A 12,697-nucleotide genomic window follows, 5' to 3' on the forward strand; every position below is an offset into this window, starting at 1 on the left:
TCGCCGCGTTCAGGCCGCCAGGGCCAGCGTGGGCGTTTGCACGCGCAGCAATGCGAACAGGTCCTTAGGGTCGGCCAGCGCAGGAATCAACGGCAGCGCCTGGCCCAGGCCCAGCTCGCCGGCCGCCTCGCGCAGGAAGCGCAGCGCCGAGTAGTCCTCCAGCGCAAAACCTACCGAGTCGAACAGCGTCACTTGTTCGGCGCTGGTACGGCCAGCGGTGTTGCCGGCCAGCACCTGCCAGAGCTCGGTCACGGCGAAGTCGGCGGGCAAGTGCTGCAGATCGCCTTCAATGCGGGTCTGCGGCTCGTATTCGACGAACACCGACGCCATGCGCAGCACATCGGGGTGCAGCTCGGTCTTGCCGGGGCAGTCGCCGCCCACGCCATTGATGTGCATGCTGGGCTCGATCATGTCGGGCGTAAGGATGGTGGCGTTGGTCTTGTCGGCGGTCACCGTGGTCACGATGTCGGCGCCGCGCACGGCTTGCGCGATGCTCTCGCAGGGGATCAGGCGCAGGCTGGTTTGCCGCAGGTTGTTCATCAGCTTGCGGGTGGCGGCGGCATCGGTGTCGTAGAGGCGGATTTCCTCGATGCCCATGAGGTGGTGAAACGCCAGCGCCTGGAATTCGCTCTGCGCGCCGTTGCCGATCAACGCCATGCGGCGGCTGTTCGGTCGGGCCAGCGCGCGCGCAGCCACCACCGACATGGCGGCGGTGCGCAGTGCGGTGGTGAGCGTGAGCTCGCTCAGCAACACCGGCACACCGGTGGCCACATCGGCGAGCACACCGAAGGCCATCACCGTGGGCAGGCCGCTCTGGGTGTTCTTGGGGTGGCCGTTGACATACTTGAAGGCGTAGGTGGTGTCGTCGGCGATCGGCATCAGCTCGATCACGCCATCGGCAGAATGGCTGGCCACGCGGGCCGATTTGTCGAAATCCTTCCAGCGCAGGTAGTCGGCGTGAAGGGTGCCGGCCAGGCGGTCGAGAGCGGCGGGCAGACCGAGGCGATGGACCAGCGTGGCGACATCCTGGGCGCTGAGGAACAGGGTGGGCAGGGAGGTGGCGGAAGTTTTCATGGCGTGATCCTTGGGGTAGCCCACAGTGTCCCCAAGCGCTGTTTCAATGTAAATCGTCAATGTTGCGTAAATTTCGTCTGAAAACTGGCAAAAAGCCATCCTGAATTAGCATAATGTGCAAATGGACGCCATCGACCAGCAGCTCATTTCCCTCTTGCGCAAGGACGCGCGCACCAACGTGGCCGCGCTCGCGAAGAAGCTCGGCGTCTCGCGCGGCACCGTCACCAACCGCATCACACGGCTGGAGGACGGCGGCGTCATCGTTGGCTACACCGTGCGCTTGCGGCCCGACGCCGAGCCCAATGAGATCAGCGCCTGGATGAGCGTGGCCGTGGAAGGCAACCAGACCCGCGCGGTGATCGCCAGCCTGCTCGGCGAGCCTGGCGTGGCCGAGCTGTACGACACCAATGGCCGCTGGGACCTGCTCGCCGAACTGCGCGCCACCAGCCTCACCGAGCTCTCGCAGGTGCTCGAGCGCATCCGCCTCATCCGCGGCATCAGCGGCACCGAGACCAGCCTGCACCTGGCCACCTACCGCCTGTCCTGAAACCCTTTGAGGAGCGCCCATGACAACCACCGCTGTGCTGGTCATCGACATGCAGCAAGGCCTGTGTGAAGGCGAGGGGCGAGCCTGGGCATCGGACGCCGTGATCGCGCGCATCAACCAGCTGACGCACCGGCTGCGCGAGGCCGGCGTGCCCATCGTCTTCATCCAGCACGAGTCCACCACCGGCTACCTGGCGCACGGCACGCGCGAATGGCAACTGGCCGATGGCCTGCAGGTGCAACCTGGTGATCTGCGGGTGCGCAAGAAAACGCCCGACGCCTTCCTGAACACCGACCTTGAAGCCCTGCTCAAGGCGCGTGGCGTGGACGAAGTGATCGTCTGCGGCATGCACACCGAGTTCTGCATCGACACCACCACGCGCCGGGCGCTGGCGCTGGGTTATCCGGTCACGCTGGTGGCCGACGCGCACACCTCGGCGGGCAACGCGGTGTTGAGCGCACCGCAGGTGATCGCCCACCACAACGCCACGCTCACCAACATCTCCAGCTTCGGGCCGCGCGTGAGCGCGGTGGCCAGCGCAGACCTGTGATGCGCGGGGCGCTCAGCCCAATGATTTGAACGGTTGCAGGCCCGTCAGCGGCGTGAACTGGCCGGCGCGTTTTTCTTTCGCGGCGGTGATGGCTTCGCGCACATGGGCGTTGCTCCACACCGCCCCTTGTAGCCAGCCCATCTGGCGCAGGCTGTCTTCCACCGAATGGTCGATCGCGTAGTTCACCGCCTGCTTGGTGCCCCAGATGGCGACCGGTGGCTTGGCTGCAATTTCCTTCGCGCACTGCAGCGCGGCAGCCACGGTGGCCACGTGGGTGTCGAACACCTCGTTCACCAGCCCGTAGGCCAGCGCGCGGGCCGCTGGCAGGCGACGGCCGGTATAGGCCAGCTCTTTCACCACGGCCAGCGGCATCAGCTTGGGCAGGCGCTGCAGCGTGCCCACATCGGCCACCATGCCGATGTTGATTTCCTGAATGCAGAAGAACGCGTCGGCGCTGGCGTAGCGGATGCAGGCGGCCGTGACCATGTCGACCGCGCCGCCGATGCAGCCGCCCTGGATGGCGCAGATCACCGGCATGCGCAGGTTCTCCAGCTTCGTGAACGTGGCCTGCATGTCGGTGAGCAGATCGAACATGGCAGCGCGGCCTTCCGGGCTCTGGTCGTCCATGCTGATGGCGCCCGCAAAGGTGTCGAGCGACATGCCGGCGCTGAAGTGTTTGCCGGTGCTGCTGATCACCAGCGCGCGCGCCGTGCCTTCGCGGTGAATCCGGGAGAGCACGTCGTCGAGCTCGCGCCAGAAGGTGGGGTTCATGGTGTTGAGCTCGGCGGGCCGGTCCAGCACGAGGTGAGCGACGTCAGCCGTCGAGCTCAGGGAAAAGCAGGTCAGTGTGTTCATGGCGGTGTTTGTCTCGGTGGCGTTGTCGAGGCTCAATGTAGCTGGCGGTGGCGTCCCCTTCTGTCCCGGGCTTGACGAGTTTCCCCACCCGCACGCCCAGCAGGCGGATGCGCCGGCTCAGGTCCACCCGCTTGAGACACAGGCCGGCCTGGCGCCGAATGGTGGCAGCGTCGCTCGTGAACGCGTCGATGGTCACGTCGCGCGTGACGATCTGAAAATTGTCGTAGCGCAGCTTGATGCCGATGGTCTTGCCCGCGTAACCCTTGCGCTGCAGGTCGTCGGCCACCTGCTCGCACAGCCGGGTGAACACGGCGCCCAGCTCGCTACGGTCGCGCACGGCGTGCAGGTCGCGGTCGAAGGTGGTCTCGCGGCTCATGCTCACCGGTTCGCTTTCGGTTTGCACGGCGCGCTCGTCTCGACCCATTGAGACCTCGTGCAGCCAGGCGCCATAGCTCTTGCCAAAATGTTCGATCAGCCACCCGCGCTCGCGCTGGGCCAGGTCGCCGATGGTGTGGATGCCGTGGCCCTGCAGCTTCGCATCGGCCTTCGGGCCCACACCGTTGATCTTGCGGCAGGGCAGCGGCCAGATGAGGCTCTGCAGATCGTCGATCTGCACGATGCTGATGCCGTTGGGTTTTTTGAATTCGCTCGCCATCTTGGCGATCAGCTTGTTGGGCGCCACCCCGATGGAGCAGGTGAGGCCCGTGGCCTGGAAGATGCTTTTCTGGATCAGCCGCGCCAGCACGCGCCCGCCTTCGCGCTGGCCGCCAGGCACGTCGGTGAAGTCGATGTAGACCTCGTCCACGCCCCGGTCTTCCACCACGGGTGCGATCTCGCGGATGGTGCTCTTGAACAGGCGCGAAACCCGTTTGACCTCGTCGAAATCCACCGGCAGCAGGATCGCCTGCGGACACAGTTTCGCGGCCTTCATGAGTCCCATCGCCGAGCCCACGCCGAACTGCCGCGCCGCGTAGGTGGCGGTGGTGGCCACGCCGCGGCCTGCGTAGTGCTCCAGCCGGGGAAAGAACTCCGGCGGGATGCGAGCGAGATCGGTGCCGCTCCAGTCGCGTTCGGGGTGTGTCTGCCGCAGGCGCTCGAACATGTCGTCTTCGCGCCTTCGCCCACCACCAATCACCACCGGCAGGCCCTTGAGCTGCGGGTAGCGCAACAACTCGACCGACGCGAAGAACGCGTCCATGTCCAGGTGCGCGATGCGGCGAGGCAGAGGGGAAGGCGAAGAAGCAGGCTCGGTCACGCGGCAAGCATAGCTTCAGGGGCGAAGCGCCGCATTCACCTGCAGGAGCCCGTCGCCAAACGACTCGTCGCGTCCCGTGGGTCCGAGGTCGCGCGCGGTGGCACGCAGGCGGCGGGTGGCGGTGGCCGCACCCTGACCCGGGTTGGTGGCCAGCCAGCGCGCCACCGCGCCGGCCGCGTAGGCGCTGGCGTACGAGGTGCCGCTCACGTACCGCGCACCCACCGCACCAGCGGCCGAGGTTGCCGCAGGCACCCAGATCTGCACGCCGGGCGCGGCGGCGGACACATAGCCACCCCGGTTCGCCTGCTCGTACAACTGCCCCTGCACGTCCACCGCCGTCACCGCCAGCATGCCGGCATGGTTGAGGGCGTAAGCGGCAGGGTAGGCGGGTGGGGCGCTGCTGCCCTGGTTGCCTGCTGCGGCAACCACGATCACTTCGCGCCGCATGAGTTCGTCCACCGTGGTGGCGAGGTTGATATCGGGGCGGCCGGCGAGGCTCATGTTGATGGCGCGCACCTGGTGGCCGAGCAACCAGTCCACCCCTTGAATAAGCCGGTAGCTGTTGGTCACCGTCTTGTCGCCGCGCGCGGCCATCACTTCGGCGGCGAACATGCGCACCTGCGGTGCCACACGCGCCACCAGGCTCGCAATGGCGGTGCCGTGGGCGGGCGACGCCGGCACATCGGGCTCTCGGGCGGAGGCGTCGTTGATGAAAGGCCTGCGGATGAGCGTGGCCTGCTTCAGCCAGTCGGTGGCTTCCACCCGGGTGTCCAGCATGCCGATGCGCACGCCTGCCCCCGGAACGGATGGCGCGGGCTGCGGCAGATCGAGCATGCGCAACGCGTACTCGCGCCCTTCCACGTCAGACTGCGCCAGATAGAGGTGGTTGAAGTCCACGCTCAGCTGGGGGAACCGCTGGCGCCACTGCAGCAGCCGCTCGAGCGCGGCTGCGTGGTCGGCGAACTGGAACAGCGCGAGGTCCCAGCCCAGCGTGCGCAGGCGCGCGGTGGCCACCGGGAGCACGGCCTCGGCCTGCAGCGTGCCGAGTACCTGTCGCGTGATGCGGAAATCCCGCGACAGCAGCAGCAACTGTCCTTGCTCCACCTCGTGGGGTTGAGACGCAGCGGGCGTGGGCGTGGGCACCACCACGGCTGGCGGCGGGGTGCGCACAGCCGGGGGTGCGCGCCAGTCGCCACCGCGGGCGCCGCCACCCGTGCCGCGCCCGCCGCTGGTCTGTGAAAAAGCAGTGCTGGCCCAGCAGGCATGCAGGAGGACCACCAGCAGCAGTGCGGTGCGCATGGTCAATCTTCCTTTGCCGGTGCGGCGCTGTCGAACACGCCACCGGCTTCACTCATCAGGCGCTGCGACAGCCCACGGGCGTCTGGCGCCGAGCCGCTGCCCGCCACGCGCAAGGTGTAAATGCCCAGCGCGCTCGGGCCTTCCACAATGCTGGCGTTGAAGCGCCCGAGCGCTTCGCGCAGCTGCAGCTCCGTGACACCAGGGCGCACCGTGACGTGCAGCAACACGCCCGACGCCACCGCTGCCCCCGGCGACCCTCCACCGGCCGCCTCAAAGGTCGATTCCTGCCGCATCAAGGTGCCGATCAGCACCGTTTGCGCCACCATCAGCACACAGGCCGTGACCAGAACCGGTCCGAAGTTCGCTTGCAGCCAGTCCCGCAACCGCGAGGCCCAGTCTTGCGATGGCACCGGCACAACGGACTTTCGTTTCGCGCCATCGGCAGACAGGCGCCGTTCCAGCTTCGACCAGCCCAGATCACCACCGGGCAGGGGGTCAAGCGGTGCGGTCTGCACGGTCTGGCGCAGCGTCTGCAGCCAGAGCAGTTCGTGGCGCAGGTCGGGGTGGCTCACCAGGCCCGATTCCAGCTGGGCGAGCAGTTCGGGCGACAGCGTGCCGTTGGCCGCCAGCGGCAACCATTCGCGCAATTGCTGCCGGTCGGGATCGATCAGGTCGTCAGCCATGACCGGCTCCCGCGAATGGGCCATTGACGTCCTTGAAGAGCCGCTGCAGGCATTCCTTCATCTTGCGGCGCGCGTGGAACAGACGCGTCTTCACCGTGTTTTCCGGGCAGGCCTGCACCAGCGCAATGTCGGCCAGCGGCAGGTCTTCGTACAGCGCCAGGTGCAGGGCCTCGCGTTGATCCTCGGGCAGCTTGCCGGCACAGTGCACGATCATGTCGTGGTGCTCACGCCGGGCCACCCGCTCGAAGCCCTCGGGGGCCTCCGACTCCGCATCGTTGCCGCCTTCGGCTTCGTCATCGAGCGACTCGTGCTGGTGCCGGTAACGGTCGCGCAGCTTGTCCAGCAGCTTGTGGCGGGCAATGCCCAGCACCCAGGTCCGGATGGTGGACTGCCCTGCATAGCGGCTGGCATGGCACCACACTTCGTACATCGTCTCCACCACCACCTCCTCGGCCTGCACCGGATCGCTCAGGCGGCGCATGGCGAACTGGAAGGTGGACGGCGCAAGGGCCAGGTAGAAACGCTTCATGGCCTGCGCATCCTGTTCGATGATCGCGTCGAGATCGGCTCGGAGATCGGACTCGTCCTGGCGCGATGAAGCGTGCATGCGGAGGCAGTATAGGACTGCAATGCCGTGCGGCAAGGGGCGTTCATCGGGACCTCATCAAAAAGAGGGACCCACGCAATACGAGCGCTGCGCATTGTTGTTCTCGAAGCGTTCCGCCACCTGCTGGTCGGGGTCGGCGGTGATGGTGAAGTTGCACTGCGCGTTCGAGCCGGCCGAGTAGCAGCCGGGTGGAATGGCCACCCGCTTGACCAGATTGGCGTGGGGTGCAAGGGGTGCCACCGCCACGTCTACCACGCGAACTTGCTGGGTCTTCGGGTTGGTGAACTGCACACGCACCTGGCTGGCCGGCGAGGCCACCCCGCCGCGGTTGAAGACCTCGAAGTACACGCGCCGGGCCGGGCCGCCCTGTCCGTCGTGCCCACCGCAGAACTCCACATGGGGGAAGCCGCGCGGCGAGCCGGCTTCTTCGGGCGTGCCGTAGTGGCGGTAGATGAAGAGATCGGGCTTGTCGTTCGAGGCGAGTGCGGCCGGAACTGCGGGAAAGACGGGACTCTGTGCGGCGCTCTGCGCACGCGCGCCGTGGCTGGTGGCGGCTGCAATGCACAGCACCAGCAGCAGACGGCGGGCCTGCCAGGCGGTGGGTTGGATGGCGGTGGTGTTCATGGTGCGCTCCTGTTCGGGGGGTGAATGGGTTGTCGGGTTGCTGCCCTGACGCCCACTGAGTCGTGCGCTGGCGGCGACCGGTTCATTCTTTTTTCTTTGAACCGGATTGCTGGTCGGGGCGACTCAGGTGGCACCTCAACGCCGCCCCAAGGAGCCCGCCATGAAAACCCCGCTCATCACTTCCGCGCTGGTGCTTTCCGCCTTGCTGTTGCAAGGCTGCGCCTACCGCAGCCACGCCGAAAACGTGTACGCCGACACCGAAACCCAGCGCGCCCACAGCCTACCGCAACCACAAGGGCGTGGAAACGCCTTCGCGCACGCTCAAGACCGACCACTCCAGCACCGTGATGTTTGTCGACGACATCGATTTCAACAAGGGCAAGGGCGACGGCCCTTCGCTGACCACGCCGGTGGCCACCCCCGCGCCCGGCAACCCGACCGGCAGCTTCGCGCCCAACGCTTCCACCGCGCAGTACAGCGGCTGGTACCAGATCGTGGGCAAGAACTTCAGCTTCCAGTCGAACAAGGCCGAATACAACTTCGACTGCCAGGCCAAGCCACCCGGCGGCATTCAGGCCGCGTCGCCCGTGTCGCCCGCTTCACTGGCGATGCCTGCGGCGAGGCTGGTCGCGCCTGCTGCGCCCCGTGCCCTGCCGCAGCGTGCCGTGCCGGCGCAAACTGTTCGGATGCCGGCTGCGCGGGCCTCGGTGCCGTCTTCCGCCGCCCGTCGCGCCACTGGCGCCAGGGAGTGACACCATGAAACACCAACTGATCATGATGGGCCTGACGCTTGCGCTCACCGCCTGTGGCGGTGGTGGCGACGAGATGGGCGAGGGCGCACCTCTGCAGGCGCAGGGACTCGACCTGGCCTATGCGGTCAACACCTTCGACCACACCATCTCCAGCTTCACCGCCAACGGCGCCACGGGTGCCTTGAGTGCCGTGGGCCCGGCGCTCCCCACGGGCAGCGGCCCTGCTGCGGTGGGCGTGCATCCGGCAGGCCGCTTCGTGTACGTCGCGAACTTCGGCGGTGACAGCGTGTCGGCTTACAGCGTGGCCATCAACGACGGCGCCCTCACCCCGGTCGGCGAGTTTGCTGCTGGCGACGGGCCTCGCTCGGTGACAGTCTCTCGCGACGGCCGCTTCGTCTACGTGGCCAACGACCTGTCGGACGATGTCTCGACCTACGCCATCAATGCCGCAACCGGCGCGCTCAATGCCGTGGGCCTGGCGGTGGCCACCGGCACCAACCCGCGCTCGGTGGTGGTCGATCCGCAGACCCGCTTTGCCTGGGTGGCCAACCTGTTGTCGGACTCGGTGTCGGCCTACACCATCAATGCCCTGACAGGCGCGCTGAGTCCGATCGGCGTGCCGGTGGCGGCGGGGGACGGCCCCACCGCGCTCGGCATCGATCCCACGGGGCGTTTCGCCTACGTGGTCAACACCAACGACGACACCGTGGTGAGCTACGCCATCGACGCCGTGACGGGTGCGCTCTCGCCACTGGGAGCGCCCGTGGCCACGGGCGATGCGCCGGCCGCCGTGCGCGTGCATCCCGGGGGGCATTGGCTGTACGTGGCGAACCGGTTGTCCGACGATGTCTCCGTCTACGCCATCGATCCAGTCAGCGGCCAGTTGAGCGCAGTGGGTGTGCCGGTGACGGCCGGTGACGGGCCGCAGTCGATGGGTGTCAGCCCCGATGGCCGGTTTGCGTACGTGGCGAATGCGACGTCCGACGACGTGTCCAGCTACGCGATTGATGCGGGTTCCGGCGCCTTGATTGCGGTCGGGCCGCCGGCACCTGCCGGGGACGGACCGGTGGGCATCGACGCCACCAACACCAGCCTGCTGCTGCAGTGAGGCCCCGGCCTCAGATCGCCCGCTGAATCAGCCAGCCCTGGAAAAGGTAAGGCTGGCGCGGGCCCGCGGTTTCCGGCACCCCGCCCTTGACCTCCACGCTGACGGCAAGCTGCGCGGCGGTCTTCAGGGCGGATTCGGTGGTGGGCAACTGGGCCGTGCGGATTTTGGCCGGGATGATGCCCAGCGAGCGCGGTGGATGCCCGGCGGAAAGGGCCCAGAGCTGCATGGTGTCCTCGGGCCCTTCCAGCAAATGGTTGAGCCGCTGCAGCTCCAGCATGCCGAGCTGCGGATCGAGTGTCACCAGCAGGGCCGGGAGCTGCTTTTGATCCAGCAGCACGGCGACATAGCGGATCTGTGGTGTGGAGGTCACCTGGCCCTGCAGGCGCTCCAGCTGCGCCTTCATCTGCTCGTACAGGCTCACGGTGGCCGCGCCGCCCAGCAGCAGCGCCAGCACGAGCAACACGCTGACGGAGAGCCAGAATTTCGAGGTGCGGGGGCGCGGCGGGACAGGCGAGTTCATGGACGAAGACTAGGTGGGGTAGGTGCCGGGCAACAGGATGCTTTTGTCCACGTTCTCGATGTTGGTGTGGCCGCAGAAGGCCATCGTCAGATCGAGTTCGCGGTGAATGATCTCCAGGCATTTGGCCACACCGGCTTCACCCATGGCGCCCAGGCCGTACAAAAATGGCCGACCGATGTAGACGCCGCGCGCACCCAGGGCGCGTGCCTTGAGCACGTCCTGACCGCTGCGCACGCCGCCGTCCATGTGGATCTCGATCTGGCCGCCCACCGCGTCCACGATGGCCGGCAGCGCCTCGATGCTGCTTTGCGCCCCGTCGAGCTGTCGCCCGCCGTGGTTGCTCACGATCAGTGCGTCGGCACCGGAGGCCACAGCGAGTTTTGCGTCTTCCACGTCCTGGATGCCCTTGAGGATGAGCTTGCCGCCCCAGCGCTGCTTGATCCATTCCACGTCGCCCCAGTTGAGTGCGGGGTCGAATTGCTTGGCGGTCCATTCGCCCAGGCTGCTCATGTCGGCCACACCACTCACGTGGCCGACGATGTTGCCGAACTGGCGGCGCTTGGTGCCGAGCATGCCCAGCGCCCATCGCGGCTTGCTGGCGATGTTGATCATGTTGGCAATGGTGAGCTTGGGCGGCGCCGAGAGACCGTTCTTCAGGTCCTTGTGGCGCTGGCCAAGAATCTGCAGGTCCAGCGTGACCACCAGCGCCGAACAACGCGCGGCCTTGGCGCGGTCGATCAAGCGCTCGATGAAGGAGCGGTCCTTCATCACGTAAAGCTGGAACCAGAACCCGTCGCCAGCGTGGTGCGCCACGTCTTCGATCGAGCAGATGCTCATGGTCGACAGCGTGAACGGCACGCCCATGGCTTTGGCGGCGCGTGCGGCGAGAATTTCGCCGTCGGCGTGCTGCATGCCGGTGAGACCGGTGGGTGCGATCGCCACCGGCATCGCCACCGACTGGCCGACCATGGTGCTGCGGGTGCTGCGGTTCTCCATGTTCACCGCCACCCGCTGGCGCAGCTTGATCTTCTGGAAGTCTTCTGCGTTGGCGCGGTAGGTGCTCTCGGTCCACGAGCCGGAATCGGCGTAGTCGTAGAACATGCGCGGCACACGCTGCTGGGCGAGCACGCGAAGGTCTTCCACGGTGGTGATGACGGTCATGTGGCTTGTCTCCAATGGGTTATTGGCCTGCATGTTAGCCGCGAGCCCGGGCCATGGCCCGTGAAAGCGCGACGCGGGTTTGTGAATTTTCTTGAGCGCGCCGTCAATCCGGCAGGGGAAGACACAGGGCACGTTCGGCCGCGTCCAGCGGCTCAAGCCAGCCCAGTTGCTGTTCCAGCACCGCCAGCGTGGCCTCCGAAGCGTCGTTTCCCTGTGCCTGACGCTGCCGGATGCGATCGCGCAGCACCTCCAGCGGTGCCTCTGGCGCAAGCAGATGAAGCGGGCAACCCAGCTCTTGAGCCAGCGACGCAAACACGTCGCGTTCGTGGCGGCGCAAGAAAGCCGCGTCCACCAGCACCGTCCAGCCGTCCTGCAACAGTGCGCGTGCGCGCAGCAACAGCTGGCCGTAGGTGTCCTGGTGGGCCTGCGGGCTGTACAGCCCGGTGTTCAGGCCCGAGCCGCTGAGCGCCTGGGCGCCGAGTCCGTGCAGGCGCTTGCGCTCCACGTCCGAGCGCAGGCGGACTACCCGCCCGCTGCCTTCTTCCTGCAGCCAGCGGCGGGAGGCGTGCGACTTGCCGCTGCCCGACAGACCGTGGGTGATGAGCAGGCGCGGCGCGGCGGGGTGCGCCAGGCGGTGGGCTAGTGCGATGTAGTGGCGCGCCTCGGCCAGTGCGGCATGGCGGTGGGCGCCGGGCTGCGTGCTGCGAATGGCGGCCACCTTGGCGCGGACCAGGGCGCGGTACACCGCGAAAAAGGGCAGCACGAAGGGGGCCGTGGTGTCCCCGCTGGCGTCCAGCCAGTCGCTGAGGAAACCATTGGCAAGACCTGGCCTGCCGTGGTCCTGCAGGTCCATCCAGGTAAAGGCGATGTCGCTGGCCACGTCGATCCAGCGCAGCGCGTCGTTGAACTCAATGCCGTCGAAAGGCACCACCTCTTCACCGATGAGCACCAGGTTGGCCAGGTGCAGATCGCCATGGCCCTCGCGCACCCGGCCCTGGAACTGCCGCTGCGCGAGTGCCGGGGCCAGCGCCGCGAAGCGCATCGCCGTCCAGCTTGCCAGGGCGTCCAGGCGGGCGCGGCCCTCGGGCGGGTGGGCCGTGGCCTGCAGGCTGCTCAGGTTGTTCTGCGCAAACGCCAGCACCGATTCGGGGCTTCCCCAGGGTCCGTCGGCGCGCGTGCACGCGCTGCGGGCCTGGAATTCGGCCAGGCGCCGCGCCAGCGATGTCAGGTGCGCGGGCTTCAACGCCCCGCGCTCGCACAGGTGGTCGAGCCGGTGGGCCTGGTCAAAGCGTCGCATGTGCACGGCGTATTCCAGCGCGTGTTCGTCGTCCTCACCGGGGCGGCCCCAGACCGGTTCGGTGGGCGTGCCGATGATGGGCAGCACGTCGAGATAGAGGCGGGTGGCCGGGTCGCTGGTCTCGAAGCGGCGGTTCAGCCGCAGCTCGGCCTGGCAGGCCACGCGGCGCTGCTCCAGCGTGCCGAAATCCATAAAGGGCAGCTGAACCGGTTTCTTGATCTTGTAAGCGTGTTCTCCGGCCAGCAGTACCCAGGCGCCATGCGTCTCCATGAGCTGCACTTCGTCTGCCTCATGCGGGTATCGCGCCGGGTTCTGCAACGCCTGCAGCAGGGCGGGGAGGTCTGCCCGGCGTTGTTCCATCAGGG

General features: G+C 67.3%; 14 protein-coding genes. 4 read left to right on the top strand and 10 right to left on the bottom strand.

The features are described 5' to 3' along the window. Positions 1–9 precede the first annotated feature (9 nt). On the bottom strand, positions 10–1,074 hold the full coding sequence (locus CAP37_RS17145) for an ornithine cyclodeaminase (protein WP_086125583.1): 1,065 nt from the start codon (positions 1,072–1,074) through the stop codon (positions 10–12). 121 nt (positions 1,075–1,195) lie between these two features. Here CAP37_RS17145 and CAP37_RS17150 point away from each other — a divergent pair, with 121 nt between their 5' ends. Beyond that, positions 1,196–1,621, top strand: coding sequence for an Lrp/AsnC family transcriptional regulator (locus CAP37_RS17150; protein WP_086125428.1), 426 nt, complete (start codon positions 1,196–1,198; stop codon positions 1,619–1,621). Between the two features lie 19 nt (positions 1,622–1,640). Next, positions 1,641–2,171: a cysteine hydrolase family protein gene (locus tag CAP37_RS17155; protein WP_086125429.1), complete on the top strand. Its 531-nt coding sequence runs from the start codon at positions 1,641–1,643 to the stop codon at positions 2,169–2,171. Between the two features lie 12 nt (positions 2,172–2,183). Here CAP37_RS17155 and CAP37_RS17160 read toward each other — a convergent pair whose 3' ends face one another. From CAP37_RS17160 to CAP37_RS17185, 6 genes are all read right to left on the bottom strand, one after another. Beyond that, positions 2,184–3,026: an enoyl-CoA hydratase-related protein gene (locus CAP37_RS17160; RefSeq protein ID WP_086125430.1), complete on the bottom strand. Its 843-nt coding sequence runs from the start codon at positions 3,024–3,026 to the stop codon at positions 2,184–2,186. Further along, positions 2,986–4,224 (bottom strand): DNA polymerase IV, encoded by a 1,239-nt coding sequence (locus CAP37_RS17165; protein ID WP_086125584.1) that lies wholly within the window; start codon positions 4,222–4,224, stop codon positions 2,986–2,988. Before CAP37_RS17165 ends, CAP37_RS17160 begins: the two co-directional genes overlap by 41 nt. 72 nt (positions 4,225–4,296) lie before the next feature. Further along, entirely contained in the window at positions 4,297–5,580 is a 1,284-nt protein-coding gene (locus CAP37_RS17170; RefSeq protein ID WP_086125431.1) for a S8 family serine peptidase, read from the bottom strand. A 2-nt stretch (positions 5,581–5,582) separates the two neighbouring features. Then, the gene (locus CAP37_RS17175; protein WP_143435967.1) at positions 5,583–6,263 is read right to left on the bottom strand and encodes a hypothetical protein; all 681 of its coding nucleotides are present in this window, start codon (positions 6,261–6,263) and stop codon (positions 5,583–5,585) included. Next, positions 6,256–6,870 carry an RNA polymerase sigma factor gene (locus tag CAP37_RS17180; protein ID WP_086125433.1) on the bottom strand — a complete coding sequence of 205 codons (615 nt, stop codon included), beginning with the start codon at positions 6,868–6,870 and terminating at the stop codon, positions 6,256–6,258. Before CAP37_RS17180 ends, CAP37_RS17175 begins: the two co-directional genes overlap by 8 nt. Before the next feature lie 57 nt (positions 6,871–6,927). Then, positions 6,928–7,494 (bottom strand): CARDB domain-containing protein, encoded by a 567-nt coding sequence (locus CAP37_RS17185; protein WP_086125434.1) that lies wholly within the window; start codon positions 7,492–7,494, stop codon positions 6,928–6,930. Positions 7,495–7,793: 299 nt separating this feature from the next. Here CAP37_RS17185 and CAP37_RS17190 point away from each other — a divergent pair, with 299 nt between their 5' ends. Then, positions 7,794–8,246 carry a hypothetical protein gene (locus CAP37_RS17190; RefSeq protein ID WP_086125435.1) on the top strand — a complete coding sequence of 151 codons (453 nt, stop codon included), beginning with the start codon at positions 7,794–7,796 and terminating at the stop codon, positions 8,244–8,246. 4 nt (positions 8,247–8,250) lie between these two features. Beyond that, complete coding sequence (locus CAP37_RS17195) at positions 8,251–9,354, top strand: beta-propeller fold lactonase family protein (RefSeq protein ID WP_086125436.1); 1,104 nt, start codon at positions 8,251–8,253, stop codon at positions 9,352–9,354. A gap of 10 nt (positions 9,355–9,364) precedes the next feature. Here the strand turns inward: CAP37_RS17195 and CAP37_RS17200 are convergent, their stop codons facing one another. The 3 genes from CAP37_RS17200 to CAP37_RS17210 form a co-directional block, all read right to left on the bottom strand. Continuing rightward, a complete protein-coding gene (locus CAP37_RS17200; protein ID WP_086125437.1) occupies positions 9,365–9,874 on the bottom strand; it encodes an anti-sigma factor domain-containing protein in 510 nt (169 codons plus the stop codon). Positions 9,875–9,883: 9 nt separating this feature from the next. Beyond that, entirely contained in the window at positions 9,884–11,035 is a 1,152-nt protein-coding gene (locus CAP37_RS17205) for an alpha-hydroxy acid oxidase (RefSeq protein ID WP_086125438.1), read from the bottom strand. A 103-nt stretch (positions 11,036–11,138) separates the two neighbouring features. After that, complete coding sequence (locus CAP37_RS17210) at positions 11,139–12,692, bottom strand: bifunctional aminoglycoside phosphotransferase/ATP-binding protein (RefSeq protein ID WP_086125439.1); 1,554 nt, start codon at positions 12,690–12,692, stop codon at positions 11,139–11,141. Positions 12,693–12,697 lie beyond the last annotated feature (5 nt).

The sequence above is a fragment of the Hydrogenophaga sp. IBVHS1 genome, from assembly GCF_002127265.1.
Taxonomy (GTDB): Bacteria; Pseudomonadota; Gammaproteobacteria; order Burkholderiales; family Burkholderiaceae_C; genus Hydrogenophaga.